This window comes from Curtobacterium pusillum, assembly GCF_007680845.1.
Classification (GTDB): Bacteria; Actinomycetota; Actinomycetes; order Actinomycetales; family Microbacteriaceae; genus Curtobacterium; species Curtobacterium pusillum_B.
The window spans coordinates 284,944-310,470 of sequence record NZ_VEIY01000005.1 but is presented as its reverse complement, the minus strand read 5'-3'; the positions used below and the strand labels follow the sequence as shown (position 1 = coordinate 310,470).

Below are 25,527 nucleotides of genomic sequence, written 5' to 3'. Positions count from 1 at the left end.
GACGTGCCGTACACCGAGACCACGCTCCTGCGCTCGTACGGCATCGTCGTCCGCTACCTCAACCGGGTCGGTCTCGCGGCGCGCGACCCGTTCGCGTGCCCGATGGTCGCGCAGCTCCGCATCCACTGACGCACTAAGGAACTACCATGAAGACCGTCATCGTCCTCCTCACCCTCTGGGTCATCCTCGCGATCGTAGGGTTCGCGTTGAAGGGGCTGCTCTGGCTCGCGATCATTGGCATCGTCCTGTTCGTTGGCACTCTGATCTTTGGAGCAATCCGCCGCGCCGGACGCAAGGCCGGGCGCGCCAACTGAGCCCGACGATCTCTACCCACACACCCGTGCGCACCGTCGCAGTCGTCCTCAACCCGACAAAGACCGACCAACACCGCCTGCAGGGACTGCTCCATGCTGCAGCCACCCGGCACGAGTGGGCTTCGACTCGCTGGTACCCGACGGCTGCAGACGACGGTGGCCGAGCCGCTGCGCGAGCAGCCGCGGACGGCACCCCTGACGTCATCCTCGTCGCCGGCGGGGACGGGACGTTGCGGGTTGTCGCCGAAGAACTCCGCGGCACCGGGATACCCATCACGGTCCTCCCGGCCGGCACCGGGAACCTTTTCGCCCGTAATTTCAGTTTGCCCCGCAACGACGAAGACTCGGTCATTGAGGCGGCGTTCACTGGCACCGACCAAACGATTGATGTAGGGCTCGCGCAGCTGACTCATGCCGACGGCTCGACGAGCGAACACGTCTTCCTGGTCATGGCGGGTATCGGGCTCGATGCGAGCATGGCCGCCGATACCAACGCATGGGTCAAGAGACGGTTTGGATGGGTGGCGTACTCCGAGCCCATCGCCCGGTCCGTGATCGGCAACCGGCAGATCGCCGTCCGCTACACCCTCGACGCTGGACAGACACACTCGATGCACGCCCACACGATCATCGTCGGCAACTGCGGCACCCTCACCGCCGGTGTCTTGCTTCTGCCTCGAGCCGAACCCGATGATGGCATCCTCGATGCTGTTGCGTTCCGCCCGAATGGTTGGTTCGGGTGGACCAAGATTGGGTACACCCTCACGCTCAACCGGTTCTTCTTCCGCAGCCGCTTCGGACGTCTCCTCGCCAGAGTCCTCCCACGATCGCGCGCACTTCCCACCACGCGCGCGCGAATTCTGCACCTCGAGCTGGACGCCCCAGAACGTGTTCAACTCGACGGCGACCCGTTCGGGTCAGTCCGATCAGTGACGCTCACTACCCATCACCACGGCTTGATCCTCCGTACATCGCAGCGCAACAGCGGGCGTTAGCCAAGACGGGCGGCGCGGCGATCGAGCACCGCGCACCCCTCCCCACTTCAACGTCTGCCTGGTGAGCACTCGGACCACAAGGACGATCGTGACTTTCAACCGAATGACCTGGAGACCTCCCGTTCTATGGAGGCGCCCTGACGTAGGGTCGCAGCGCGGGCAGTACAACCTCCGGCTGCAGCAGCGCAGAATCGCGTGGCACCGCGCAATCAGGGAGTCAGCCCGTGAAGCACCTCATGTACGGCGGTGAACTCCTCCTCACCACCGATGCGGTGGCGTACACCATCATCGACTACGCCATCGCACTTGCTCAGAACGGGCTGGCCGACCGCGTCACGTTGCCAACGTTTGACGTCGAGGGTGACGCGGTCTTGACCACCATCCTCCTCGCACCCGGTCTGCCTCTTCTCGCGCAAGAGGCCCCACCCGGTGGCGCAAGCGATGAATCTGCCGTGACATCCAGGAGCCGCGCCTTCGTCGATGACCTCAGCGCACGGACCCTCGCCCTTCGCCTGGAAACCTGAAACGCCAGAGCTGGCCTCTGCGGTGGCGGCATCCACCGTTATGCCCTCAGCGGTTCGCGACGCTCAAGCCGGATGAGTCGGTCATGTGCGCCGCTGCTTACAAGGTTGCCGCTGTGGACTCGATCGATGTAAAGCTGACGCGCAAGGTCACCATCACGAGCACGACCCCTGACAGTGCCCGGTGACGTCGACCCAATAGCCACGATGGTCCCGCCTGCTCTCCCAGCCCGGTCAAGCGTGGTGGTAAGGCACTGAAGGTGGCAACGGCGAACTCGGGGTTCACCGGAACCGACCTCGTCGCTCCGGCGCGGCACTCCCACTGATGCGCTCGGTGGCCTCGTACTGGTGCTCTGTCGGCGCAGTTCGACGGCCAAGACGATGCGCTGAACCGATGAGTAGCATTAGTCCGGCGAGGGCCGGTCCCGAACACGGGACCGGCCCTCGCTCATTCTGGAGGGACGTCTACTCGGGCGTGGGAGTGCAACCGAATGCGAATGCTCCGCCTGAGTGCTGCGCCGGATCCGGTGCCGCCGCGCTGAATGTTTAGTCTTGTAGGCGTGAACGGGGGGAGGTGGGCGTCCAGGTGAAGGGCGCGAATGCCGCTCCCGATTCGGGTCAGGGCCGGCGGCACCCGCACGGCCGACGCTTGCGAGGTGGAAGCGCCGCTGGTGACGAGGTCCAGCGCGGCGCTGCGGTCAAGAGCAGCATGATGGTCACGTTCTGATGCGGCAAGAGCATTCATGCGCAGGCGCGGACACCCTCGGTTCTGCGTCGGTCCGGCTTCGCGGCCCCACCGTATGCGGCTGTGCCACTGAGACTGTCAGTCCATGCCGACGGATCGCTAGGCCAATGGCTGGGCTCCACATTCCGTTCCGTCGTGCGTCACAATGTGTTCACGGTGATTGCTTACCGTCGAGCGCTGCGGTCTCGATCCTGATCCTCGGTACCGGCGCGGCTGCCCGCCTCACCTCGTAAGGCGGGCAGCATAGCTTCAGCGAATCGGGCGCGTGCATGCAATACCAGCTGGTCCCTGGTCTGGCGCACGCTTGTGCACCGTTGGAGTCGTTCAGCAGTCAGGGGGCCGCGCGCGAGGCGCAGCCGATTCTTCACGGGCGGACTCTCCTATCGCGCGGTGCCACGCAATCAACCACCGCTGCAGTCGACGGTTGTTGTGCCCGCGACAGCACGGCTACGTCAGCATCCTCGGAGGACGGGGAAGCCGCCGGGTCCGTCGTCGGGAACGCAGAGTCGCGGAGACGCATCTGGTGCAGCAGGAGGTCGGGGTGACCGCTCCATTTCATCAGGGACGTTTCGTCCTTTGCAACGTGCAATCCGTCGTGTCCGGCGGCCCGTTGGCAGCGGCGGTCCAGAAACGATTCGGCGCATCGGAACATGGTCGATCTCAGCTGATCGGTGCGCCAGGCTGCACGGGCTTGGTTCGGGAGTCGTCGATGTTGGTGCCGTTGAGGGGAGTTTCGGCGAGTTGCTCGAGGGCGGGCACGCCCGGCGCTGCGGACGCTGTGACGCCGCTCGAACGCAACTCAACGGACGGCATGTGCTCTGGCATTCGGGTCTCCTACTCCTTCTGGAATGTACCGCGACCATGTAGCCAGAGTGAGGGCTGACGTCTATCGTCCGGGGAGCTGTCTGCTTGCAGGCGCTTATCTCGGCCCTGCTGAAAGGCGGCACCGTGCGACACCCCGATTCCCTGACGTGGCAGCAGGACTCCACCACGAGGTGGACTTGCGAGGTCGATGGGGTGTCGGTGGCGACCATCGCGTTCCGCGGTCAGTACCAACTCGAGTCGAACGACGGGCGGGTGCAGGGTTCGCACACCAGCCTGGCAAGTGCTGAAGCACAGTTCCAGTCGTGGGCCACGTGGGCTGCCGGAGGAGTTCGCGCCGCTGACACCAGCTTGCAAGACGCCACCCGGAGTGACGAACAGGATCAACGTCGGAGGGTCCGGCGCGGGTACTCTCCGAACCGTTGCAGGTACGCGCCGGAGAACCGGCCCATGTGGTTGAAGCCCCACCTAGACGCTACGTCCGCGATGGTCGTGTCCGAGTAGTCCGCGCGGAGGAGATCCTCGCGGGCACGGCGCAGTCGGACCTCCCGCAGGTACATCATCGGGGTGCGGTCCAACGCCCGCTGGAACGCTTCCTGCAGACCCCGGACGCTGAGTCCCGACGCTTGGGCAATCGCTGACACGGTCAACGCTTCGCCGGCGCGCTCGTGGATGTACTCAACCGCAGCGCGCACGTGCTGGTTGCGTGGCTCCCCGTACCCGTGCGGGAGCAGTTCCCCCTGGAACCGGTACAACGCGAACAGGGATCGGGCGACGTCGCGTTGCGCCTCCTGCCAAGCCAACGTGTCTGCGCCATCGGAACGGAGCGTTTGCATAGCGCCGGCCACCGCCACGCGCCATTGCGTGACGGCGGCCGGGGTCGGTGTGCGGCTCCGGTCGAACGAGAGCGTCCCGTCAGCGAGGTACTGCTCCGCGGCGACATCCAGCACGAGTTCCCGGTTCAAGTGCACCAGGCGTTGATCCCAGTCCTGGTACTCCATGTCAAAGCGTTGCTCGATCGGGAACAGCGTCGGCATCCCGGGCTGCATCCGCACCTCGTTGCGGCCGACGTCAACGCGGGCTTGGCCTGCGTCGATCCACTGCACGACCACCTCACCTTCGACGGCGACGTCGCCGCGAAGACAGCCGTGCATCTGGGACCGTCGGACACTGAGCTGGTCGTCACCGACGGCGACGTACTTGTACCAGTAGTCGTCCCCGAGGCGGGAGGAATACCAGCTCCGTCCCGCGTACATCCCAGCGAGGTCCCGAATCGCCCCGTCCGTGTCCGTCCCGGTCACCGCAACGAACGGGCGAACGGGCGCCACAGCGCTCTCCGCGATCGTCATGCGGCAATCCGCGCGCGGGTCGGAAACTGGGGTGTGTGCGTGTCGTGGAAGAGAGTGACCGCCGGAGTGTTGACCGTGCTGTCACGCAAGCACAGCGCCAACAAGAACGAAGAAGTAGAGTCCATGACCCGTCTGCCCTCCCCGAGGCGTTGAAGCCTCATCGCTACCGAGATCTTCCTGCTGCGCCAGCACACCGCACTACGCGAAGACCGTGCTAGCGACAAGACCCCCGAAGAGGTCCTCCCCAATCACGCTAACTGCGACCTGAAGTGCTCGCCAAGAACAAGCCGCTGAACGCAATCCCAGCAGAGGCGGGCACGACGACGCCGCGGAAACCGGCTCTTCCGCGATGAGCAGACGGAGAACGAGGGGCGGAGCGCAAGATCCATGCCAGTCGGCAGGGTTTCCCGCACTCGAGGGCCGGTGAGCGCCGACAGGATCGGCACTCACCATCGGCGGGGTCTCGGCCGACTTGATCAGGCGCACCCACGGTACGGGCCGAGCAAGTCGGTGACGACGTGTGGCCTGCTTGTCTGCCGATGCCGCGCGATGTGGCTACTGGTATACGACGGGACCGGCTGCTCCGGAAGCATTGTAGCCACCCGTCACACCACCGCCCTGCCGTTGGTGAACTCCGACCGAGGGGCAAGCGTCCACGAGTCGGGCAACGCGCTCCAACCAGACGCGAAAGTGCCCGATTTCACCTAGGCGATACACACTTTGTCAGCACAAGCAACCCGCATCTATGAAGCGGGAAAGGTGGTCCACTGGCGCAGTCGCCGTACGGATCAGGTGCGACGAATCGACGGCCAGTCCGGAGGAACCGCTCCGGGCCGGCCGTCTCATCCAACGGAGAGACGGCGCCCCGCGGCCGGATCAGGATGCCACATGGCGCCGCCCCGACGGCGCAACGGACGTCGCGCAGTCCGTATTCCTCCGCGTTGCTCCTGCGCTCGTTTGGTGGCTAGGCAGGCCGGTTTGCGAAGATCGATGACGGTCGGCGTCGGCGACTAGGACCCGCACACAAGGCTCCCAAACATGGTTCCGCCTGGTGCGCCTGGGTGCAGTTCGTCGGCACGCATTCAGCCGTGCTCTGTGCTGGCGAGGACGGTTTTGTGCGAGCGGCGACGTCGCTCACAACGTTCTGGTGCCGCACCGTGAGCGCGTCGCTCATATGCTCGCCGAGGAAAGGGTTCCGGAGAGCGAGCACGATGCTGGCGTCCGCTGATGTGCCCAACGATTCGACCGCGCCCGCGGTGACCGCGTCGGTTCGGGCGCTCTTCTACAGCGCGGCCGTGTAGCGCAGTAACACAGTGGCGGCCGCGTCGCGAGTGCGGTCGGAGTAAGGGGCATGCACTCCTTAGTCACCGGTTTCCGCGTGCGGGGCTGCAACTGGCTTCGACTGGCTCGACCCGCGTTGCCGGAGCCAAACGGTGGCGACGACCATGACGGAGATCACCAGGAACTCTGACTGCCAGTTCTGCATCGACTCGAACCAGAACTGACTCGTCCCGAGGTACTGCCACGCCGACACCACGCGCGCCCCGTGCTCGACCTGCTCCTCGTTGTACGCAGCCGACCCACCGATGACGTGCCCGACGACGCTGCCGAGGAACAGCACTGCAAACAAGATCATCAGCGAGTTCTCGTAGAGCGCCAACGCGATTCCGCCGCGCCGGACCGGCCACGGAGCGCGAGGATCTCGCTCGTGCGCTCGAGGGTCGGCGTCCTGTGGGGCATCGCCATCAAGCGACTTCGATTCGCTCGACCCCTTCTGAAACAGGAACGTCGTCAGCACCACGTACGACCCCATCTGCAGGAACTCGCTCTCCCAGTTCTCAAACGTCGCCTCAGCAAAGTCACCACTTGACAAGAACCCCCACAGCGACTCGACCGTCTGCCCATGCAGCACCGCGTCGTGGCCGGCGACCCGCCAACCGGCGAACACCATCCCAACGAAACAAAGCAGGAACACCGACGCGTTCACCAAGAACAACCCGTTGCGACGCACCCACGACCACTCGCTCGGACGCTCCCGCAGGAACACACTCATCACAGCTCCTCACCGCCCCACACGACCCTCGCACGTTCCGGGAACCGACCATCGGCGCCGGGCCGGACGGAATCGCTCGGAAGCGGCGCATCGTCTCCGACCGTTGCTGACGACCAGGTTCGATGAACCCAACCGCGCCGCTCGCGTTCGTCGCGGTCGCGATCCAACTCGGCGCGGCCGCCGACCGGTGCTAGCGGCCTCAGGCGACGGCGCGCTCGATTGCCACGCGCACCGGCAGCGGATCGCGATTCAACAGCTCGCCGAGGAGCGGGTTGACTTCGTCGAACTCGCCGGCCCGGGCGCCTCGGAACATCCCCAGCATGACCTGCGCTGCGGCCTCGGGCATCCCGTGGCCGACCTGACGCGCCACCCACTCCTCGTCGTCGATTACGGTCCGGCGGACGGTCGTTCCCGTGACGTCCGAGAGGATCCGTGCGACGTCCGCGAAGGTGACGGCGTCCCGCGCCGTGAGCGCCGGGGTCGGGCCGTCGAACACCGGACCGTCCGCCACGAGGGCGGCGTCGGCGACGGCGAGGTCCTCGCGGTCGGTCCACGAGATTGGGCCGTCCTCGGGCAGGAGCAGTTCGCCCGACTCGACCGCGCCCGCAATGAGCCATCCCACAGTGTGTGCGTAGAAGCCGTTGCGAAGCGAGGTCCACGGGGTCCCGATGCCGGCGAGGGCGGACTCGGTGCGGGCGTGGTCGACCGCGAACGCGACGGGAGAGTCCGCTCGGGTGTTCTGGTGTGCCGTGTAGAAGACGCGGTCAGCACCGGCCTCGACGGCGGCCCGGGCGGCTGCCGCGTGGAGCGCGACGCCGTCCGGACCGAGCGTCGAACCGGAGACGACGAGGACTCGGTCGGCGTTGGCGAAAGCCTGGCCGAGGGACGCCGGGTCGGCGAAATCCCCGTGCCGGACACGCACGCCGCGGGCAGCGAGGTCGGCAGCGGCCAGAGGGTTGCGCACGCTGACCCCTACCTGGTCGGCGGGGATGCGGTGAAGGAGTGCGCGGACGGTAGCGGACCCGAGGGCGCCGGTGGCGCCGGTGACGATGATCATGGGGAACGACCTTTCGTTATCAGTGGAAACACCAGAAAGGTACCACCGGAAACATTCTGCTAACAAGGTTCCGTTATCGTTGATCCGTGACTGACTCCGTCCGCTCTCGGATCATCGATGCTGCCGCTGACCTCCTCGCGGCCGGCGGCCCGACCGGGGTCACGACGCGGGCGGTCGCTACCGCCGCGGGGGTGCAGGCGCCGACGATCTACCGGCAGTTCGGCGACAAGAACGGGTTGCTCGAGGCCGTCGCCGACCGGGTGTTCGCGTCGTATGTTGCTGAGAAATCCGTGCCGGACGACGTCGACCCGGTCGAACACCTCCGGGACTCGTTCGACGCCCACATCGCCTTCGGGCTCGCCAACCCGGGCGTCACCGCGCTCTTCTCCGACCCGCTGCGCTCGCACTCCGGCGTCGAGGAGTCCGGCATCGCCGTCCTGCGGGAGCGCATCCACCGCGTCGCGCTCGCTGGGCGGCTTCGGGTGCCGGAGACCCGAGCGGTGTCGCTTGTGCACGCGATCGGGGTTGGCGTGGTGCTCGACCTCATCGGTACGCCCGCTGACGACCTTGACCCGGCGCTCGTCGAGGCTGCGTGGGAAGCGCTTGCGTACTCCATCCTCACGACCGCTCCGACTGGGCCGGGCTCCGCGACTGTTGCCCCGGCTCCATCGATGGACGCGCGCGCGGCCGCGGTGCAGCTCGCCGCCGACGACGAGGCGCTTGCCGCGCTGTCGCCGGCGGAGCGGTCTCTGATGCGCGACTGGCTCGCCCGGATCGCCGGAGCACCGTCCGCGCCGTGATTCCCCGCTGAGCGGGCCCGGCCGGCGTTGCGCGCTACGCGACACTTCACGGGTTCGGACGCGTTGTGAGTGTCGGTGAGCGCGAAAGTCTGACTGCACATCGTGCTCCTCCTCCAACAGGGCGGGAATGGAACGCCTGCTCCCGCGGCCGTACTGTTGCCCTGATCGGGGGTATCGATGGGTCTTATCCGCCATAAGGAGGACACGTACGCTCAATGCTTGCGAGCCACACCCGATCGCGTCTCCCTGACCGCGCAGGCCCGCATGAGCATCGACGCTGCGACCCTGGAGCGTCGCACTAACGCTCGGGTCGGAGCGCGATCGCCCGCGCAGCACCAACCCGAAGGGGATTCTTGGTGGCACCGCGGACGAGTCGGCAGAGCTGAACGCTCGATCTCGACCGGCCGGAAGGTGAGATTCCCGGAGCGCCCGGAGAAGCGTGAACTGACAACCGGCAGAATCGTCCGGTAACCGATCCGCCATCGAGACGTGTGGTGCTCAGGCGACCGCAGACGTGACCTAGCCTGATCGCACGGACAACCAGCGGCCCCGCGACATGGCCGAATTGTTCACGGCTGGAGAGGAGACAGTTCCCGCGCCTCGCGATGCGGCCCGCGCGGTGCGCCTGGTCGGCATGCTGACGTTGTTAACCATCGTGATTGCTTTCGTTGCCGCCGTCGTCCTCACGGTGACGTTCCTCGTCGCGACGCTCGGCGGAATCTCTCTGATCTTCGGGTCGGCTCCTCCGCCTCACTGAGGGAGATCCTCATGGGGGATCAGCCTGCTGAACGTCTCGTGACCTCTGTTCCACAGGCCCAGTCGTACGGCGTCCGCCCCCGACCGACGAAAAGAGAGAAGATCCAGGCTAGCGGAAGCACGTAAGCACAAACGGTCAGCGCCCAAACGCCGACAGGGACGCCATCGTCACCGCTTGCCCTCACAATGGTGAACACGGCAGCGTGACCAATTAGCCACGGAACACCGATCTTGAGGGTGTTCCGCGCTATCGCGACGGTCAGACGCGGTGAACGCGCATTTGCGCGGACGACCAGCTTCATCACTCGCTTACCAACCGTCGCCGCTTCGCGGCGTGACTCGCACCACGCCAGAGCGAGAACGACCGGCATCACGATCACCAAGGCGCCGACGACGCTCAACACGACAACATTCGTCGGCCGGATGACGTGCGCGAGGTAGAGCGGCACTCCCACGGCGGCAGTCAGGGCAACCCATCCGAGGACACAGGCTAAGTCGACCAGCCAGGCCAACAGTCGACTTCCCCCGAGTCTCATGCCGCCACGATAGTGACCACCTCGACGTCCGGTAGCGGACGTTGGAGGTCTGCCTGACATAGCATGCGGGGATGCTTGCACCGGGGCTGCTTCGGCATGCGGAACCCGACTACGACTCAGGCGAATCACGTGGACTCGACTTCCGGTCTCGGGATACGGCGCCGTTGTCGCGGCTTGGAGAGCAGCAGGCCCACCAAGCGGCGGCGCGATTTGCTCAGCTCGAGGTGGCTCGCGTCGTCTGCTCACCGATGACACGCACGCTGCAGACCGCAGCGATCATCGCCGCCGCGTGCGGAGTGCCCTTGGCGGTCGACATCGACTTCAGGGAGTGGGACTCCGGCCTTCCAGCCAGCGAGACCTACGCGAAGTGGCAGGAGGCGACAGACGAGTTTCGCCGCCATGTGGGAAACGCGCCGGACAGAGCGACGTGGGAAAGCATCAGGCACATGCGGGATCGTGCCAACATGGCGCTCTCACGCCTTCCGGACGACGGTTATGGGGCGCTCGTGGTGACGCACGCGTTCGTCATCGAGGCCGTGACCGGGGTCGACGGGCGCACGTTGCAGTACTGCGAGCTTGTTCCGACACCGCCACCGGGTTGGCGCGTCCGGTAGCCGATCCCTCAACGTGCGTGAGCGAGTTAGCTCTTGGTTATGAGCGACACGCAGCGACGAGCCGGACGAAGTACTCGCGTCGCGCTGGTTGCTGCACTCGTCGCGGGCATCGCGTGCTTAGTCGTCGGGTTCGCCGAAGTCCTGTTACCGACCGGTTCGACTTGGCTTGCCGTTCTGATGTTCGTCCTGGCAGCTTCGGCTGGATGGCGCGTGACGATCTACTTGCGGCTCCTCAGACGGTCTCAGTAGCGGATCGGCCATCGGACTAGCCAATGAGTCGCTGACTATCACCTCATCTTCTGGCGCGCGGATCGGGCGGACCCGTGCAGGGCGAAGCCAATCGCTCCAACTATCGCGACGACCAATCCCATCGCAGCGATCACCAGCCCGGCCGCTACGAGCCCGACGAAATCGGTACCAAGGACGAGGCCGAGAAGCGCTATTACGAGGCCCGCAACCAGGGCCCCCGCACCGATCGCCAGGCCGAGCACGCGAGGCTGAAGCTTGGACAGCATGCTCGTATCCAACTCCCCACTATCGGCGTCCGGTAGCCGATCCGTGACCGGGACCGTCTGAACTCTGCGGAACCGCATCCACTAGCGTCGAAGCCCACGAGGGGGTGCGGGTGCGAACACGGGGGCTGGTCGTCTACTTCATCGGCGCGTGCCTGCTTCGTGGAGCCGATGCGGCGGCGATCATCGGCGTGGTCCTCGCCGCTCGCCCTGCTGGCGCCGGTGATGCCACCGGCCTCCTCGCAGCGTGCATCACTCTGCCTCACCTTGCGGGGCCCGTCGCTGCGCAGCTCCTCGATCGCGCTCGGTCCAAGAAGCTCGTCCTCTCGGCCGCGGGACTGGTCTACGGGATCGCACTCGCAGGCGCGATCCTGCTGTTGCCAATCACGCTCATCGCCGCTGCTGTCGGCCTCCTGATCGCCGGGCTGGCCGGCCCCCTCCTCACCGGTGGGCTCAGCAGTCAGCTGGCGACGATCGTCGGAACCGACGAGCGTGCACGTCGGCGGGCGCAGGGCATGGACGCCTTCACGTACGGCGTCTCGGCCACCGCCGGTCCCGCCGTCATCGCCGTTGTCGCGTCGACCAGTTCTCCCGCCGTGGCGGTCCTCACGGCAGCCGGTGCGGCTGTCGCGGGGGCGATCGTCGTCCTGCTCCTTCCCGCCGCAAGGCAGCGCTCCGGTAGTGATGATGCACCGGCTACGGTGGGGCTGCGTTCCGCGCTCGGGATGCTGATGCGGATGCCGGGTCTGCGCCGGACGACGATCGCCACCGCTGTCACCGCGATTCCCCTCGGAGCAGTGCCGCTCCTCGCAGTCGGGACCGTCGATGCACTGGACGCGACCGCCGCGTCATCGGCGTTGCTCACTTCGGCCTACGGTGCAGGGAACCTCACGGTGTCGTTGCTGCTGATCGTGGTTCCGCTCCGCGGGCAAGCGGACCGGCTCATCCGCTGGGGCGTCGTCGTCGTTGCAATCGGATTCGTACTCGGGTTGGCGATCTTCTCCGTCCCGATCAGCGCGGCGGTGTTCGCGCTGCTCGGTGTCGCGACGGGAGTCCTGTTCACGGCAAGTCTGGCGGCCCGCGCGGCGTTCTCCCCGCCCGGCGCGGAAGCACAGATCTTCGTCAGCATGGCCGGAATTAAAGTCGCGTTCTCCTCGATCGGCACCGCTGTCGCTGGTGCACTCCTCGGGCTCGGCGGTCACGCGCTGTTCGCGATCGCTGCTTTCCTCACCCTCGCGATCCTCGTGTATCTGTTCGTCGATCGAGCGCCGCAGGCGTCTCGATAGCCGATCCTCTACCGGGCGGCGTGCCCGGTTGGAACGACCGTCGCGCTCGCCCTATAGCCTCCTAGGCGTGAGCATCTCCGACTTCGACGTCGAGCCCAAAACCGGGTCGCGCTTTGGGGTGGTCCTGCTCGGAACCGCGAGCGCAATCGCCGGAGTCCTCGCGATCATTGGGTGGCCGTTGCCTGTCATCTCGTCGACACATGACCGAGGTCAGCATGCTTGGGCACGGACCATCCGAGGAGTCCAAGACTGGTTCGCGCACGACGGCTGGCGGATGTCTGGCGCATCGTGGATCTACGGTGCTTTCGCGGTCGTCGCCGCGGCCGCCGTAGTCGTTCTGCTTCATCCCGCTTGGAGCGGCCGCCGCGCCTTGCTCATCGTCGTCGTGCCGGCCGGAGCGTTACTCGTGGTGGGCCCTGCACTGCAATGGGCTCTCGGGCTGCCTTGGTCAAACTACGGAAGCGGTTCGGCCGGCGGCACGGTCATTGGCATCGTTGCGACGGTTGTGTGCGGCGCCGTGCTCATGGCCTTCCGTCGGGCAGCGAAGCGAAGGGCCCGACGCGACAGAGATCACGGGACGCTCGCTCACTGACTTGGTGAGCCAGCGGGCGGCCTCCTAAGGAGAAGTGCGAACTGTCGCCCCGACACGTCTCGTAAGCCGATCGGCAACCGGGCGGCGCCGGCCACCTTCACCGGCGGTTGCGCTCGCTACGGTCTCTCAGCGCGACGATCAGCATCCCGCTGCCGACGACGATCCAAAGAGCGGCTATGAAGAAGCGGAACGCTCCCGGTTCGACGACCGCGGTCCCGAGCCATCCAAGACCCACTATGAGCCACAGACAGCTCACCCAGATCTTGGGTCGGCCGAAGAGCCGTCGGCTCAGTCGGCGGGATTCTTCCTCGGACATGTCTGGCAGGCTACAGCTCGACGAGGTCCGACAGACTTGCGCGGGGACTTGCAGTAGGCGCTGCTGACATCACGATGAGAACCGTCCGCTCGTCGCGTCCCGGATGCCGATCGGCTATCGGACGCGGGCTCGACCCCATAACTCTGACGTTGGGTAGCGGCTAGCTTTGGCCCATGACTCGCTCCAACGCCGTATGGCTTGTGTTCCTGATGTTGGGGCTCGTGTTCGCGGCGGTGTCCGTCGTTCTCTTCACGACTGGCTCGCTTGCCACATTCGCTTGGATCACGCTTGTCTGCGCGATCGTCATCCTCGTGAGCGCAGCGGTCGGCTATCGACGCTCTCGGCTTCGTCGCTGACCGGAGAGCGATCGGGTTGCGAGACGACGCGGCGTCGGGGCGTCCAGCGGATCCTCGCGCCATGAACGCTCTACTCATCGGGTACGCCCGCGTCTCGACCTACGAACAGGACCTCACCGCTCAGCGCGTCGCGCTCGAGCGACTCGGAGTCCTCCCGCGCAACATCCACACCGACCACGGCTTGACCGGCACGAACAGATCTCGACCCGGCCTTCGGGAGGCACTCGCTTCTTGCCGTGACGGAGACACCCTCGTCATCGCGAAGCTCGACCGGCTCGCTAGAAGCCTTCGAGACGCGAAAGACATCGTCGACGAGCTCACCGCCAAGAACGTCAAGCTCAACATCGGCGGTTCCGTTCACGACCCCAATGACCCCGTCGGCCGCCTGCTGTTCAACGTCCTCGCGATGGTTGCCGAGTTCGAGTCCGACCTCATCCGAGCTCGCACCCGCGAGGGCATGCAGATCGCGAAAGCGAAAGGCCACCTCCGAGGCCGGCAACCCAAGCTCAGCACCGCGCAACAACGCCACCTCCTCGAGGTGCACGAAGCTGGCACACACTCGGTCGCGGAACTCGCCGAGCTGTTCGGCATCGGACGGGCGACCGTCTACCGCTGCATTGACCGACAAGCCCACCCCAACCGCTGACCATCAGCTCCGCTCTCGAGACCAGCCATCCGAGAGCGGAGCGTCATCTGCGACCAGAGCCGTCAAGGGCCCATCCATCCCGTTCTGGGCGCGGGCGTTCGCTGGTCGACCGGCTTACGGGACGTGGTCTTTTCGATCATCCGTGCCAAGCGAAGAGTACGGTCCCCTCATGAGAGTCCCTCGTCGCATCGCAGTGACGATGCTCGTCATCTTGCTGATCTGTGCGGCAGTGACTCTTCCCTGGGGCCTTTCAACCGGGTCCGCGCTCCCTTTCGGGATCCTGGCACTTGTCGCAATGGTCACCTGCGGCTGGGTGATGGTCAGGGCAAGTAAGCACCCCGAAGACTGAACCGCCCGCTGGCCGATCGCCAACCGTACGAGAGGTCTCTCCTAGTCCTTGACGAGAACGAGCGCGTCGAGTGGGAGACGCGTGCGCTCCGCCGACTCTCGTGCAGCGGCCTTCTCGTTGAGCTGCGAGGGGGAGGCGACCATGCCCACAGCCGAGACAGTCACCGGGAGGAAGCGATCCGGCAATCCGAAAGCCTCACGGAGCCCTTCGACGTCAATTCCGGCCATCTGGTGAACGTGCAAGCCTTCCGCGTGGGCCTGAACTGTCATCGACGCCACGGCCTGCCCGAGGTCGTACAGCGCCCACTGCCGCAACTCGCCCTCCTCGGTCTCCGTCTCGGCGATCGCGACGATGAGAGCACTCGCTCGGAACGCCCACTCCTTGTTGAACCCCATCAGGTGTGTCTCGATCAATGCGAAAGTCGGAGTGCCGCGGCGGCCGGCGATATAGCGGCGGGGCTGCGTGTTTGAAGCGGAGGCCGCCCACCGCGCTGCCTCGAGGACTGCGTCGAGCTGGGCGTCCGTGATCGTCGCTGCCGCATCGTAGGAGCGTGGACTCCAACGTTCTTCAAGCAGTGTCACGAGCGGCTGGGACGAGTCGGTCGTCCGAGCGAGTGCAGGGTTGATCGTCATGAGCGCTCAGAATAGACCGCACCTGACGCGCGGACCAGGACCATGTGAGCCTCGACGCGATCAGCACGTCGGTGAGCAGCTTGACGCCGGCAGTGGCGATGATGGTGCTCTGACTCCGGTCTGACGTGACTGCGCAAGCTGTTACATGTCGGAAACGGAACGTGCGCGTTTCGGAAACAGCTGTTGTGCATCCTTCTCGAACACCCCCTTTTGTTCCAGGAGCGTCGATGTACCCCCTCACCGCGAGCTACAGGGCCTCGGGCCCAAGTCGCCGGTCGATGGCGTCCACCGGCCTGACCTGGACCACGCCCTAGGGTTCAATCGGCGTCGCAGGACCGCTGTGTCTTCCGCCACCCCGTAGTCCGCGCTTCGTCAGCGTCGCACCGCATCCCTCTTCGCTCTTCTGGCAGCGGGACGGATCACGACGTCCCCCGCCGCAATCCGGCCGGGTCCTCATCCGACGGCGGAGCCGCCGCTTCCCAAAACGGGACGCTTCCGTCACTCCGCCCCTCCCTGCCCTGGAGGCACTGCCATGGCTTCTCCCACCCTGCCCGCATCCCAACCTGTCACCGGCGCGACACCTGTCTCGATCGGTGTCGAGACGCACGGCATCGCCCCGATCTCCGCCTCGGCACGCTACGGACGACCGGCCCGGCTCTTCACGGTCTGGTTTGCGCCGAACCTCACCATCTCGAGCGTCTTCACCGGCGCGCTCTCCATCACGCTCGGCCTGGACTTCCTGCAGGCCATGACCGCCATCGTCCTCGGCTCCGTGCTGGGCGCAGCCGTCCCCGCCTACCTCGGGACCTTCGGCCCGCGCACCGGGAGCGGCCAGCTGCCGTTCGCGCGGCTGCCCTTCGGACGCAGCGTGGTGGTGCCGGGCATCCTCGCGTGGGGTTCGGCCGTCGCCTGGGACGCGCTCGTCGGGCTCTTCGGCGGTCAAGCGTTCCAGGCCCTCACTGGCCTGCCGTTCTGGCTCAGCGTGGTCGTCGTGCTCGGACTGCAAGCACTCGTCGGCTTCTTCGGCTATGAGCTCATTCACCGCTTCCAGATGGTCGTCTCCTGGGTCCTCGGAGCCGCGTTCCTGCTCCTGACCATCCGGATCCTCTCCGAGTCTCAGGTGTCGACCGCTTCCACCGTGCAGGGTGCCGATCTCGTCGGGACGTGGGTGCTGATGTTCGGTATCTCGTTCTCGCTGTCGATCTCGTGGGCGCCGTACGCATCCGACTTCTCGCGGTACCTGCCGACCAAGGCGTCGGGCAGGAAGATGTTCTGGTTCACGCTCCTCGGTCTCTCCGCCTCCTACGTCTGGGGGCAGCTCATCGGCGCGGCCGGGGCGTCGGCGCTCGGCGACGCGACTGCGTCCGGTGTCGCCGACATCATGGGCGGCGGCGTCCTCGGCGCGATTGGGCTCCTCACGATCGTGCTCGCGTCCGTATCGAGCAACGCGATGAACGACTACTCCGGATCGCTGTCGCTGCAGACGATCGGGGTCCGGCTCGCCCGACCGGTCGCGGCACTCGTCAGCGCCGCAATCGCGTTCCTGCTCGTGCTGTGGATGAGCGCCGAGGGCGACCTTGCTGACCGGTTCGAGAACGTGCTCCTCTTCATCAGCTACTGGATTCCCTGCTTCATCGCGGTGGTCGTCATCGACTGGGTCCGCCGACGCAAGGCGTCCGACGGGACCGTCGACGTCGCCGCGGCGCTCGCGCATCGGCATTCCGGCTGGCCGGCCCTCGTCGCCCTGCTTGCCGGCATTGCTTCCACGTTCTTGTTCATGAACACCAGCTTGCTCGTCGGCCCGGTCGCCGCCCTGCTACACGGTGCAGACATCGCGTTCTACGTCGGCTTCGTCGTCTCCGCGGTCGTCTACCTCGCACTGCTCCCACTGGCGAAGCGCACCGTCGCACCGATGGCCGCAGCCGGCGCCGATCCCGAAGGGAACGACCGATGAACCGCCTCGTCATCCGGAACGGCATGGTGCTCACGCTCGACGAGGCGGGCACCTACCTCGAACGCGGCACCGTCGTCATTACCGGCGACCGCATCACCGAGGTGACCGCGTCCGATGTCACCCCCCAGCCCGGGGACGAGATGATCGACGCGACCGACAAGATCGTGATGCCCGGGCTGATCGACCTGCACTACCACACGGCCCTCGGCAAGGGGTACAACGACCACCTGCCGCTATGGGAGTACCTCGACGAGTGCTGGTACCCGCTGATCCGCGCCCTCGACCCCGAGGCTGCGTACTGGGCGGCGCTCGCGAGCTACACCGAGTCGATCAAGGGCGGTGTCACCACCGTCAACGACATGTACCGCCAACTAGACGCCCTCGCTCGGGCCGCCGACGAAATCGGCATCCGCGCCGTCCTGTCCAACGACACCGCGCTCGACGAGTACGACCTCGATTCCCTCGCAGACAACCGCGATGCCTTCACCCGAAACCACGGCTCCGCCGGGGGCCGCGTCGAGGTCCGCGTCGGCATCGAGTGGCTGCCGCTCGCCTCGCCCGAATTCCTCCGCGACGCCCGTGCACTCGCGAACGACCTCGGCACCGGCATCCACCTGCACCTCAACGAGTCGATGACCGAGGTCGACGACGCGGTGAAGCGGTTCGGGAAGCGTCCCACCGTCCTCGCGTACGAGCAGGGACTGCTCGGATCCGACGTCGTCGCAGCCCACTGCGTGTGGTTGGACGACGACGAGATCCGGATGATGGCCGAGACCGAGACGCACATCTCGCACAACCCGTCCTCGAACGCGAAGCTCGGCAACGGCGTCGCGCGGGTACCCGAGATGCTGGCGGCTGGTATCAACGTCGGGTTGGGCCACGACGCCGTCGAATGCAACAACAGCGCCGACATGTTCGAGGTGATGAAGTTCGCCTCGCTGATGCACCGCGCCGTCCGCACCGATGCGTCGCTCATGCCCGCCGAAGACGTGCTCCGGATGGCCACCAACAACGGAGCCCGGGCACTCGGCCACGAGACCGGCGCCCTCCGCGTCGGAGCGAAGGCGGACATCATCCTCGTCGACACCGACAACGCGATGTTCACCCCGATGCTCCGCGACACCCCCGCACACCTGCACTCCCACCTCGTCTTCGCGGCGAACGGCAGCGTTGTCGACTCCACGATCATCGACGGCACCGTCGTAATGCGTGGTCGCCGACTCACCCGGGTCGACGAGCAGCGCGTCGTGAGCGAGGCGAACGCGGCGTTCCGCCGTGTCCGCGACTCCCTCACCGTCGTCGCCCGGACCGCCTGACGTGACCACACCGGCCATCCCGGCAGTCGCGGTGCAGGTCATCCCGCAGAGCCCCGCCCGTCCGGTGCGGTGCCGACAGCCCTCCACCGGCATCACCTGGACCACGCCCTGACGAACGGGCAGGCCCCGCTAAGCACCCCCAACGACCTCGTCAGGAGCACCACCATGACCACCGCACCACGCACCACCGTCGAACTCGGCGTCTTCCTCCCCGTCGGTACCGGCGGATGGATCACCTCCACCGCATCGCCGCAGCTCGAGGCCAGCTACACCTACAACAAGCGCGTCACGCTCCTCGCCGAGGAGCTGGGACTCGACTTCGCCCTGTCCATGGCGAAGTGGCGCGGCTATGGCGGATCGTCCCGGCACTGGGACGAGACGCTCGAATCGCTCTCGCTCATGTCCGCCCTCGCCGAGGCGACCACCCGCATCAACGTCTGGGGCACCGTTCACACGATGGTGTTCCACCCCGCCGTCGTCGCGAAGATGGCCGCCGTCATCGACCAGGTGTCCGGCGGCCGCTTCGGCCTCAACATCGTCTCCGGCTCGAACCCCTTCGACCAGGGGCAGATGGGGCTCTGGCAGGACCTCGACCACACGCAGCGGTACGACCTCGCTCGTGAGTGGGTGACGGTCGCAAAGCGGCTGTGGTCTGAGGGCCGAGTCGACTTCGACGGCGAGTACTTCCACCTCGAGGACTGCGTCTCCGACCCGAAGCCGGCGACGATTCCGCCAATCATCTGCGCGGGCTCCAGCGACACCGGCTTCCGGTTCACCATCGAGAACTGCACCGCGAGCTTCCTACTCGGCGCCGACCAGGAGAAGTTCGTCGCCGTCGCCCGCCGCGCCAAGGAACTCGCTGCCGAGGCCGGAAAGGACGACTTCAAGACCTACGGCCTCTTCACGATCGTTCCGGGTGCCACCGATGAGGAAGCACAGGCACGCGTCGACGCCTTCGACGCCAGCGCCGACCTCGTCGCGCTCAACAACCAGGCCCGCGAATACGGCACCGACAAGAGCCTCAAGCAGAACACGATGGCTAACGTCTTCATTGACCAGGGCACCTCAGCGAAGTCGCTCACGAAGGCCGCGGTCGTGGGGTCGCCAGCGACCATCGCCCAGCAGCTCGCCACGATCGTCACAGAGGGTGACCTTGACGGCATCACCATCATCGTTCCGGACTTCATCGGCGACCTCGAGATCGTCGGTCGCGACGTCGTCCGCGAGCTCGCCGCGCTCGGCATCCGTACCACCGCCGCAGCAACGCAGGGCATCCCGGTCGCGAACGAGGAGGTGCACGCATGAGCGGTGCGCGCATCGACCCTGCGGCGGTGAAGCAGCAGCCGTACTACACACACGCAGTCGCTCGACTCGGCCAGCCCGTGTTTCTCACCGGACAGGTCGCCTGGGACGTCGACGGGACGGTCGTCGGTATCGGTGACATCGAGACGCAGGTCATGAAGGCGTGGGCGAACCTCGAGGCCGTCCTCGCGGACCTCAACGCCACGGTCGGCGACATCGTGAAGCTGACCACCTACGCCACGGACCGCGCGTTCATCCCCTCCATCCACCGCGAGCGTGCCAAGCGGTACACGACGGGCCACTACCCGGCCAGCACGTTCATCCACGTCGCCGGACTCGCCCACCCCGACCTGATGGTCGAGATCGAAGCAATCGTGATCCTTCCCAATCATCACCCGATCTTCGCCAGGAGCAATTGATGCTGCAGCCCATCACCGCCGATAACGGCACCCTCCGGCAAGCGTTCTCCGGCTTCCCTTGCGGCGTCGCCGCCCTCGCTGGCATCGTCGACGGCGCAGAGGAGGTACTGATCGTCTCCTCCTTCACCGTCGGCGTCTCCCAGGACCCCCCGCTGGTCATGTTCGCCGTCCAGCACACCTCCTCGACCTGGCCGAAGCTGCAAACCGCCCCCCGCATCGGTGTCTCGATCCTCGGAGACGCCTACGCAGACCGCACCCGACAACTGGCCGGGAAGGACCGCAACGCGCGTCTCACCGGCATCACCACGACCCGGACCGACGACGGAGCGGTCCTCCTCCACGACGCCCCCATCTGGTTGGACTGCTCCGTGTGGGCCACCTACCCCGCCGGTGACCACGACATCGTCGTGCTCCGCGTCGAGGAACTCGCGGTCGAATTCGACTACCAACCCCTCGTCTGGCACCGCTCCGGCTTCGCAGCACTCGCATGACACCGCATCAGCCCTGCGCGCCGTTCGCTTTGGGCGACACGCAGGGCTGATGTCAGCATTCTGCGAAGCAAGCCGTCTCGGTAGCCGGTGGGCTTGCGCGACGAACCAGCAGGTACTGTCGGCACGGTGGGTGCTCTTTGGATCGGAGTAGCGGCAATAGTTTGCCTTGGTTGGGGCAGTGTCCTGCTCATCTTCCCTGAACCGATCGCACGCTTCTCGCGGAAGGTGCAGGGTGAGTTCTGGGGAGGTCAGTTCACTCCGGAGCTGACGAGATTCCTGGGACTCGCGTTCGTGCTCGCCGGTGCAGTCGCGGCGGTGTCCCTCCTTGTTGAGATCCTTCGAGGCTGAGGAGCGCGTCGTCTCCGTGGAGGATCGGCTACTGAGACGGGTCTTCTTCCCCACCGATCGAGGCTCGGTAATCGTGCGCGGTCGCAATCCGCGGTACGAAGAGGAGCACGATCAGGGACGCCGGTCCGAGCAGACCGCCGGTGAGCGTGCTGCGCGACTCGTTGCGCAGGCGGCCGTCGACGGTGCTTGACTGCAGGGGTCCGGCGACGAGGCCGAGGAGGCGCTCATGTGTCGATGGCTGGGGTACATCGGGGATCCGATCGAACCGCAGGAGCTCCTGTACGGGCCGGAACGGTCGCTCATCGAGCAGAGCCGTTTCCACTCGCCCGAGTCCCCGGTGCCGAACGGCGACGGAACGGGTCTCGGCTGGTACGGGCGGCGGGACATCCCGACGCTGTTCCGGACCGCTGGTCCCGCGTGGGGTGACGAGAACCTCCGCGAGCTCTCCGCTGAAGTGTCGAGCGGGCTGTTCCTCGCCCACGTCCGCGCGGCGACCGGGACACCGGTGCAGGAGACGAACAGCCACCCGTTCCGCCACGGCCGGTGGCTGTTCGTGCACAACGGGTTCATCGCGGGGTTCGCGGGGCTGCGTCGGCGGCTGCTCATGGCGGTGCGGGAGGACTTGTTCCCGGGCATCCTCGGTTCGACCGATTCCGAGCTGATGTTCCACCTCGCGCTGACGTTCGGTCTCGAGGACGATCCCGTCGGCAGCCTCGAACGCATGGCGGGCTTCGTCGAGTCGATCGCTGCGGATGCCGGTGTGACCGATCCGCTGCAGATGACGATCGGACTGACGGACGGCGAACGGCTGTACGCGGTCCGGTACGCGAGCGGCGGGCCGGTCAACTCGCTGTGGGTGAGTGAGGACGCAAGCGCGGTGCGGGCGCTCTACCCGGAGGCAGAGCGCCTGTCACACTTCTCGCCTCGGGCTCGAGTCGTGGTGTCGGAACCGCTGGTCGCGCTGGAAGGCCTCTGGCGTGAGGTCCCACCGGGCACGGCGCTCACGATCGGTACGGACGTCGACGAACGGCCGTTCCGACCGACTTCCGACGGCTGATCACCCGGTCAGGAAGGCGCGCACATCGCGCACAGCGCGAGCGACCTCGGCGTGGGCGTCCGCCGGCTGGTTGTGCCCGCTCGGGACGAGTCGGTGGTCGAGGAGGCGCGTGAAGTGCTCCTCGTGCTCCGCTCGCGTCCGCGGGTGCAGGGCCGGGTCCTCGGTCGGGTCGAGGACGATCGTCGGGACGTCGACCGACGGGAGCTGCGCGAGCAGCTGCTCGTCCGCCTCGTAGGTGGCGGCACCAGGGGCGAGCCCGAAGCGGTGCCGGTACGAGTGGATCACGACCTCGACGAAGTCCGGATTGTCGAACGACGGCGCGGTCAGGGCGAACTCGTGCGCATCCACCGGTCGGGTGGGGGACCACTCGCGCCAGAGCTGCTCGGCGATCTCGCGGCGGTACTGCGTCAGCCCCCTGCGCCCACGTTCCGAGTGGAAGTAGTACTGGTACCAGTCCCGGCTCTCATCGAGCGGGTCCGTCGGCTCGACCGAGGCCGCGATGTCCTGGATCGAGTAGCCGCCGAGGGCCACCAAGCCGCCGACCGCCGACGGCCGGAGTGCTGCGGCGACGCACGCGGCTCTGCCGCCCCAGTCGAAGCCGACCAGGATCGGGGCCCGCAGGCCGGCGGTGTCGATCAGGTCGAGCACATCCCGACCGATCGCAGCCTGCTGGCCCACCCGGGGAGCGTCATCCGACAGGAAGCGTGTCGGGCCGAACCCGCGGAGGTACGGAGCGAGTACGCGGGCGCCGGACGCGGCGAGTTCCTCCGCCACGGCACCGAAGCAGCGAGGGTCGTAGGGGAACCCGTGCAACAGCAGGACCGGCCAGCCGTCCTCCGGCCCCGCGGTCGCGATCGCGACGTCGAGCACGCCGCTCTGCAGGTTCACTCCGACGAAGTCCACGGGCCCGACACTAGGCGGACCGCCCTCGCGGTGTCCCCGTAGGATGGCGACAGGGGCCTTTAGCTCAGCTGGTAGAGCGCCACGTTTACACCGTGGATGTCGTCGGTTCGATCCCGGCAGGGCCCACTTCGGAGTCGCGTCCCCGGACCGGGACGACGGCCGTTCCCAGCTCGCATCGTCGGAGTGACGCACTCGGACGCATCGCTCCCGCCTGTGCGGAGGCTCTCCAGCGCCTCCGAGCCGGATCGAGTCCCTGCGAGTCCTCACAGGTGCGCTCCACAACATGTCCCCCGATCGCAGTTCCCCGTCAGCTCGACCCGGCGAGTCACAGGCGGATCGTGACCCGATCGTGGCCGATCCGTGCGGTTACCCGCAAACGAGGGGTAGACCACTCGTTCCCGCGCCCGCGCCGATCGACGGGGAACGGGCCCAGCGATGGACCCCGATGGTCGCTCCGGTAGGTCGACAGGTGTCGTCGATCTTTTGAGCAACAGTCGTTGTCAACCGCGGCTGGGCGGAACCTGAACAGGGTCGGCGATGGCGAGAAGGTACGGTTCCGCGTCCGTTCATGCTCGATCAGGAGGCAAGCAACGCATGTGGAACCGAACAGCCGTCAGGGACTGGCGGCGGATCACCTCGATCGTGGTGGCCGCCGGCACCGTCGCGGCGAGCGCGCTCGGCATCAGCTCAGCGCAAGACAACCATCACCACCACGCCGGCGGCGGCTCGGGATCGTCCCCGACGCAGCCGGCGACCCCCACGCCGACGACCCCCACCTCGGCCCCCACCGAGTCGACCCCGGCGCCGACCGCGTCGACCCCCACCACGCCGACTCCGGCTCCCACCACGTCGGCACCGACCCCGACGACGCCGGCGGCGCCGGCAGCCAGCGGGACCACGTTGCCGAAGGGCAACGTGACCTCGAACGGCCGCACCTGGGTGCAGAGCTACGCGGAGGACTTCACCACCGCGGCGGCCAAGGGGTCCGTGCTGCAGAAGTACCCGCAGATGGCGGCGTACGACGGGTACAAGGACACGAGCGGTCAGGGTCTCTACGCGCCGGACAAGGTGCTCAGCGTCGCGAACGGCAACCTGGACTTCGACCTGCACTCCGAGAACGGGCAGCCGCTCGTCGCGACGATCCTGCCGGACGGGTACTCCGCGCAGACCACCGGTCGCGTCTCGGTCCGCTACAAGACGACGAAGACCCCGGGCTACAAGTTCGTCGGCATGATGTGGCCGTCGAGTGACAACTGGAACGAGGGCGAGATCGACTGGCCCGAGGCCGACCTCGGCGGGGTGCCCCGTCCGGCGTCCGCCGTGCCGGGCACGTACTCGAACGGGTCGATGCACTTCGAGCCCGAGTCCGAGCAGTTCGCACCGACGGACTCGACCGGGTACCACGTCGCCACGACCGAGTGGGACAAGACAGCGGTCCGGTTCTACTGGGACGGCAAGCTCGTCGCCACCACGACGAAGGCCGTGCCGACCACGCCGATGCGCGTGACCCTGCAGGCCGAGACGGCGATCGGCGAGGGCACCACGCCCGCGTCGAGCAAGGGCAGCGTGGACATCGACTGGATCTCGATCTGGAAGTGACCCCTCGCCGCGGCGCCCGGACCGGTCGGTCCGGGCGCCGCGGCGCCGACCACCGCCTGGACCGCGGAGCCGATGAGCCGTGTCAGGGCGTGTCCTGGTCCGCACCGTCCCACAGGTCGGCGCAGTCGATGCGCTCGGCTCCGTGCTGCCGGAGGTAGGCGCCGGCACCGCGGTCGCCGTGGAGAACGTCGCGGAGACCGGACCAGTGGTCCCGTCCGATGAGGACCGGGTGCCCAGGTCGCCCGTCGTACACGGCCTGGGCGAGTGCCTCCGGCCGGGGGCCTCGGTGGCCGAGCACCCGACGCACGGCATCGGCGGGCATCCCCGGCAGGTCGACGAGCGTGATGAGCGCCGCCACCGCGCCGGGCTTCTGGGCGACCTCCGCCAGCCCGGTTGCGAGCGAGGCGCCGAGACCGCGTTCCCAGTCCGGGGCGACCACCGTGTGGACGCCGGGGCGGTCCGGCACGAGTCCGAGCGCGGCCGACGACTCCGCGCCGAGCACCACGACGACGCCGTCGCACCCGCCGTCGAGCAGCGCGGCGACCGCGATCTCGGTCCAGGGGCGCCCCAGCTCGTCGCGCAGGAGGGCCTTCGGTCGGCCCATCCGTCGTCCAGCGCCGGCGGCGAGCAGCAGGCCGACGGTGGCGCCGGTCCCTGCTCCGTCGGACTCGTCCACGGACCGAGCATGGCAGGTCCTCCGCACGGTCCGAGCGGTCCGTAACGGGCCGACCCGAGCCCGAAACGACCCGGTAACACCGGTTGCCTACGGTGGCTCACACATCGACGGACCACGAGGACCGAGGAGGCAGCACGATGCAGCACCGCACGCCGCGCCGCCCCGGGTCGGGATGGAACCGGGGGATGATCGCGCACGGCCGACGGTCGCA

At 67.0% G+C, this 25,527-nt stretch carries 27 protein-coding genes, 1 tRNA gene and 1 pseudogene; 20 read left to right on the top strand and 9 right to left on the bottom strand.

Annotated features, from left to right (window positions below; translation table 11 throughout):
- The 4 genes and pseudogenes from FS825_RS18995 to FS825_RS13185 all read left to right on the top strand — a co-directional run.
- Nucleotides 1-129 (top strand): annotated as a pseudogene (locus FS825_RS18995) (acyl-CoA desaturase); the annotation flags it as partial.
- A gap of 17 nt (nucleotides 130-146) precedes the next feature.
- Complete coding sequence (locus tag FS825_RS18685) at nucleotides 147-314, top strand: hypothetical protein (RefSeq protein ID WP_186377233.1); 168 nt, start codon at nucleotides 147-149, stop codon at nucleotides 312-314.
- 26 nt (nucleotides 315-340) lie between these two features.
- Nucleotides 341-1,309 carry a diacylglycerol/lipid kinase family protein gene (locus FS825_RS13190; RefSeq protein WP_260981167.1) on the top strand — a complete coding sequence of 323 codons (969 nt, stop codon included), beginning with the start codon at nucleotides 341-343 and terminating at the stop codon, nucleotides 1,307-1,309.
- A gap of 224 nt (nucleotides 1,310-1,533) precedes the next feature.
- Entirely contained in the window at nucleotides 1,534-1,833 is a 300-nt protein-coding gene (locus FS825_RS13185; protein ID WP_144713724.1) for a hypothetical protein, read from the top strand.
- Between the two features lie 1,402 nt (nucleotides 1,834-3,235).
- On the opposite strand, the gene FS825_RS18680 is transcribed toward FS825_RS13185, so the two are convergent.
- The 4 genes from FS825_RS18680 to FS825_RS13170 all read right to left on the bottom strand — a co-directional run bounded on the left by FS825_RS18680 (nucleotide 3,236) and on the right by FS825_RS13170 (nucleotide 7,856).
- Nucleotides 3,236-3,400 carry a hypothetical protein gene (locus FS825_RS18680; protein ID WP_186377232.1) on the bottom strand — a complete coding sequence of 55 codons (165 nt, stop codon included), beginning with the start codon at nucleotides 3,398-3,400 and terminating at the stop codon, nucleotides 3,236-3,238.
- Nucleotides 3,401-3,780: 380 nt separating this feature from the next.
- Nucleotides 3,781-4,746, bottom strand: a complete 966-nt coding sequence (locus FS825_RS13180; protein ID WP_144713723.1) for an AraC family transcriptional regulator — start codon at nucleotides 4,744-4,746, stop codon at nucleotides 3,781-3,783.
- A gap of 1,360 nt (nucleotides 4,747-6,106) precedes the next feature.
- Nucleotides 6,107-6,799, bottom strand: coding sequence for a DUF6766 family protein (locus tag FS825_RS13175; protein WP_144713721.1), 693 nt, complete (start codon nucleotides 6,797-6,799; stop codon nucleotides 6,107-6,109).
- Nucleotides 6,800-6,998: 199 nt separating this feature from the next.
- The gene (locus FS825_RS13170; protein WP_144713719.1) at nucleotides 6,999-7,856 is read right to left on the bottom strand and encodes an NmrA family NAD(P)-binding protein; all 858 of its coding nucleotides are present in this window, start codon (nucleotides 7,854-7,856) and stop codon (nucleotides 6,999-7,001) included.
- Nucleotides 7,857-7,942: 86 nt separating this feature from the next.
- Between FS825_RS13170 and FS825_RS13165 the strand changes: the two genes are divergently transcribed.
- Together FS825_RS13165 and FS825_RS13160 are read left to right on the top strand one after the other, a co-directional pair.
- Nucleotides 7,943-8,656 carry a TetR/AcrR family transcriptional regulator gene (locus FS825_RS13165; RefSeq protein ID WP_144713717.1) on the top strand — a complete coding sequence of 238 codons (714 nt, stop codon included), beginning with the start codon at nucleotides 7,943-7,945 and terminating at the stop codon, nucleotides 8,654-8,656.
- A 556-nt stretch (nucleotides 8,657-9,212) separates the two neighbouring features.
- Nucleotides 9,213-9,413, top strand: coding sequence for a hypothetical protein (locus tag FS825_RS13160; protein ID WP_144713715.1), 201 nt, complete (start codon nucleotides 9,213-9,215; stop codon nucleotides 9,411-9,413).
- Between the two features lie 19 nt (nucleotides 9,414-9,432).
- Here FS825_RS13160 and FS825_RS13155 read toward each other — a convergent pair whose 3' ends face one another.
- The gene (locus FS825_RS13155; protein ID WP_144713713.1) at nucleotides 9,433-9,948 is read right to left on the bottom strand and encodes an RDD family protein; all 516 of its coding nucleotides are present in this window, start codon (nucleotides 9,946-9,948) and stop codon (nucleotides 9,433-9,435) included.
- A gap of 71 nt (nucleotides 9,949-10,019) precedes the next feature.
- Between FS825_RS13155 and FS825_RS13150 the strand changes: the two genes are divergently transcribed.
- From FS825_RS13150 to FS825_RS13135, 4 genes are all read left to right on the top strand, one after another.
- Nucleotides 10,020-10,562, top strand: a complete 543-nt coding sequence (locus FS825_RS13150; protein ID WP_144713711.1) for a histidine phosphatase family protein — start codon at nucleotides 10,020-10,022, stop codon at nucleotides 10,560-10,562.
- Nucleotides 10,563-10,885: 323 nt separating this feature from the next.
- Entirely contained in the window at nucleotides 10,886-11,113 is a 228-nt protein-coding gene (locus tag FS825_RS13145) for a hypothetical protein (RefSeq protein ID WP_144713709.1), read from the top strand.
- 74 nt (nucleotides 11,114-11,187) lie between these two features.
- On the top strand, nucleotides 11,188-12,360 hold the full coding sequence (locus FS825_RS13140) for an MFS transporter (RefSeq protein WP_144713707.1): 1,173 nt from the start codon (nucleotides 11,188-11,190) through the stop codon (nucleotides 12,358-12,360).
- Between the two features lie 67 nt (nucleotides 12,361-12,427).
- A complete protein-coding gene (locus FS825_RS13135; protein ID WP_144713705.1) occupies nucleotides 12,428-12,952 on the top strand; it encodes a hypothetical protein in 525 nt (174 codons plus the stop codon).
- 97 nt (nucleotides 12,953-13,049) lie between these two features.
- Here the strand turns inward: FS825_RS13135 and FS825_RS13130 are convergent, their stop codons facing one another.
- Nucleotides 13,050-13,268: a hypothetical protein gene (locus FS825_RS13130; RefSeq protein ID WP_144713703.1), complete on the bottom strand. Its 219-nt coding sequence runs from the start codon at nucleotides 13,266-13,268 to the stop codon at nucleotides 13,050-13,052.
- Nucleotides 13,269-13,441: 173 nt separating this feature from the next.
- Here FS825_RS13130 and FS825_RS13125 point away from each other — a divergent pair, with 173 nt between their 5' ends.
- Together FS825_RS13125 and FS825_RS13120 are read left to right on the top strand one after the other, a co-directional pair.
- The gene (locus FS825_RS13125) at nucleotides 13,442-13,624 is read left to right on the top strand and encodes a hypothetical protein (RefSeq protein WP_144713701.1); all 183 of its coding nucleotides are present in this window, start codon (nucleotides 13,442-13,444) and stop codon (nucleotides 13,622-13,624) included.
- Nucleotides 13,625-13,685: 61 nt separating this feature from the next.
- Nucleotides 13,686-14,270 (top strand): recombinase family protein, encoded by a 585-nt coding sequence (locus tag FS825_RS13120; protein ID WP_144713782.1) that lies wholly within the window; start codon nucleotides 13,686-13,688, stop codon nucleotides 14,268-14,270.
- 390 nt (nucleotides 14,271-14,660) lie between these two features.
- On the opposite strand, the gene FS825_RS13115 is transcribed toward FS825_RS13120, so the two are convergent.
- The gene (locus FS825_RS13115; RefSeq protein WP_144713699.1) at nucleotides 14,661-15,251 is read right to left on the bottom strand and encodes a nitroreductase family protein; all 591 of its coding nucleotides are present in this window, start codon (nucleotides 15,249-15,251) and stop codon (nucleotides 14,661-14,663) included.
- Between the two features lie 532 nt (nucleotides 15,252-15,783).
- Between FS825_RS13115 and FS825_RS13110 the strand changes: the two genes are divergently transcribed.
- The 6 genes from FS825_RS13110 to FS825_RS13085 all read left to right on the top strand — a co-directional run bounded on the left by FS825_RS13110 (nucleotide 15,784) and on the right by FS825_RS13085 (nucleotide 22,138).
- On the top strand, nucleotides 15,784-17,205 hold the full coding sequence (locus FS825_RS13110) for a purine-cytosine permease family protein (protein ID WP_144713697.1): 1,422 nt from the start codon (nucleotides 15,784-15,786) through the stop codon (nucleotides 17,203-17,205).
- The gene (locus FS825_RS13105) at nucleotides 17,202-18,521 is read left to right on the top strand and encodes an amidohydrolase (protein WP_144713695.1); all 1,320 of its coding nucleotides are present in this window, start codon (nucleotides 17,202-17,204) and stop codon (nucleotides 18,519-18,521) included. Before FS825_RS13110 ends, FS825_RS13105 begins: the two co-directional genes overlap by 4 nt.
- Before the next feature lie 165 nt (nucleotides 18,522-18,686).
- Nucleotides 18,687-19,826 (top strand): LLM class flavin-dependent oxidoreductase, encoded by a 1,140-nt coding sequence (locus FS825_RS13100; RefSeq protein WP_144713693.1) that lies wholly within the window; start codon nucleotides 18,687-18,689, stop codon nucleotides 19,824-19,826.
- The gene (locus tag FS825_RS13095) at nucleotides 19,823-20,242 is read left to right on the top strand and encodes a RidA family protein (RefSeq protein ID WP_144713691.1); all 420 of its coding nucleotides are present in this window, start codon (nucleotides 19,823-19,825) and stop codon (nucleotides 20,240-20,242) included. The genes FS825_RS13100 and FS825_RS13095 overlap by 4 nt, the downstream gene beginning before the upstream one ends.
- Complete coding sequence (locus FS825_RS13090) at nucleotides 20,242-20,733, top strand: flavin reductase family protein (RefSeq protein ID WP_144713689.1); 492 nt, start codon at nucleotides 20,242-20,244, stop codon at nucleotides 20,731-20,733. The genes FS825_RS13095 and FS825_RS13090 overlap by 1 nt, the downstream gene beginning before the upstream one ends.
- Before the next feature lie 574 nt (nucleotides 20,734-21,307).
- Nucleotides 21,308-22,138: a class II glutamine amidotransferase gene (locus FS825_RS13085; protein ID WP_144713687.1), complete on the top strand. Its 831-nt coding sequence runs from the start codon at nucleotides 21,308-21,310 to the stop codon at nucleotides 22,136-22,138.
- Here FS825_RS13085 and FS825_RS13080 read toward each other — a convergent pair whose 3' ends face one another.
- Nucleotides 22,139-23,041: an alpha/beta fold hydrolase gene (locus tag FS825_RS13080; protein WP_144713685.1), complete on the bottom strand. Its 903-nt coding sequence runs from the start codon at nucleotides 23,039-23,041 to the stop codon at nucleotides 22,139-22,141.
- A gap of 53 nt (nucleotides 23,042-23,094) precedes the next feature.
- Between FS825_RS13080 and FS825_RS13075 the strand changes: the two genes are divergently transcribed.
- Together FS825_RS13075 and FS825_RS13065 are read left to right on the top strand one after the other, a co-directional pair.
- A tRNA-Val gene (locus FS825_RS13075) sits at nucleotides 23,095-23,167 on the top strand.
- A gap of 468 nt (nucleotides 23,168-23,635) precedes the next feature.
- Nucleotides 23,636-24,640 carry a glycoside hydrolase family 16 protein gene (locus FS825_RS13065; protein WP_186377231.1) on the top strand — a complete coding sequence of 335 codons (1,005 nt, stop codon included), beginning with the start codon at nucleotides 23,636-23,638 and terminating at the stop codon, nucleotides 24,638-24,640.
- Between the two features lie 82 nt (nucleotides 24,641-24,722).
- Here the strand turns inward: FS825_RS13065 and FS825_RS13060 are convergent, their stop codons facing one another.
- Nucleotides 24,723-25,316: a nucleotidyltransferase family protein gene (locus FS825_RS13060; protein ID WP_260981165.1), complete on the bottom strand. Its 594-nt coding sequence runs from the start codon at nucleotides 25,314-25,316 to the stop codon at nucleotides 24,723-24,725.
- Nucleotides 25,317-25,527 lie beyond the last annotated feature (211 nt).

Excerpts from the sequence above, each read along its gene's own strand:
- FS825_RS18685 (WP_186377233.1), top strand. The coding sequence starts at position 147 with ATGAAGACCGTCATCGTCCTCCTCACCCTCTGGGTCATCCTCGCGATC.
- FS825_RS18680 (WP_186377232.1), bottom strand. The coding sequence starts at position 3,400 with ATGCCAGAGCACATGCCGTCCGTTGAGTTGCGTTCGAGCGGCGTCACA.
- FS825_RS13180 (WP_144713723.1), bottom strand. The coding sequence starts at position 4,746 with ATGACGATCGCGGAGAGCGCTGTGGCGCCCGTTCGCCCGTTCGTTGCG.
- FS825_RS13175 (WP_144713721.1), bottom strand. The coding sequence starts at position 6,799 with ATGAGTGTGTTCCTGCGGGAGCGTCCGAGCGAGTGGTCGTGGGTGCGT.
- FS825_RS13170 (WP_144713719.1), bottom strand. The coding sequence starts at position 7,856 with ATGATCATCGTCACCGGCGCCACCGGCGCCCTCGGGTCCGCTACCGTC.
- FS825_RS13160 (WP_144713715.1), top strand. The coding sequence starts at position 9,213 with ATGGCCGAATTGTTCACGGCTGGAGAGGAGACAGTTCCCGCGCCTCGC.
- FS825_RS13155 (WP_144713713.1), bottom strand. The coding sequence starts at position 9,948 with ATGAGACTCGGGGGAAGTCGACTGTTGGCCTGGCTGGTCGACTTAGCC.
- FS825_RS13150 (WP_144713711.1), top strand. The coding sequence starts at position 10,020 with ATGCTTGCACCGGGGCTGCTTCGGCATGCGGAACCCGACTACGACTCA.
- FS825_RS13130 (WP_144713703.1), bottom strand. The coding sequence starts at position 13,268 with ATGTCCGAGGAAGAATCCCGCCGACTGAGCCGACGGCTCTTCGGCCGA.
- FS825_RS13125 (WP_144713701.1), top strand. The coding sequence starts at position 13,442 with ATGACTCGCTCCAACGCCGTATGGCTTGTGTTCCTGATGTTGGGGCTC.
- FS825_RS13120 (WP_144713782.1), top strand. The coding sequence starts at position 13,686 with ATGAACGCTCTACTCATCGGGTACGCCCGCGTCTCGACCTACGAACAG.
- FS825_RS13115 (WP_144713699.1), bottom strand. The coding sequence starts at position 15,251 with ATGACGATCAACCCTGCACTCGCTCGGACGACCGACTCGTCCCAGCCG.
- FS825_RS13110 (WP_144713697.1), top strand. The coding sequence starts at position 15,784 with ATGGCTTCTCCCACCCTGCCCGCATCCCAACCTGTCACCGGCGCGACA.
- FS825_RS13105 (WP_144713695.1), top strand. The coding sequence starts at position 17,202 with ATGAACCGCCTCGTCATCCGGAACGGCATGGTGCTCACGCTCGACGAG.
- FS825_RS13100 (WP_144713693.1), top strand. The coding sequence starts at position 18,687 with ATGACCACCGCACCACGCACCACCGTCGAACTCGGCGTCTTCCTCCCC.
- FS825_RS13095 (WP_144713691.1), top strand. The coding sequence starts at position 19,823 with ATGAGCGGTGCGCGCATCGACCCTGCGGCGGTGAAGCAGCAGCCGTAC.
- FS825_RS13090 (WP_144713689.1), top strand. The coding sequence starts at position 20,242 with ATGCTGCAGCCCATCACCGCCGATAACGGCACCCTCCGGCAAGCGTTC.
- FS825_RS13085 (WP_144713687.1), top strand. The coding sequence starts at position 21,308 with ATGTGTCGATGGCTGGGGTACATCGGGGATCCGATCGAACCGCAGGAG.
- FS825_RS13065 (WP_186377231.1), top strand. The coding sequence starts at position 23,636 with ATGTGGAACCGAACAGCCGTCAGGGACTGGCGGCGGATCACCTCGATC.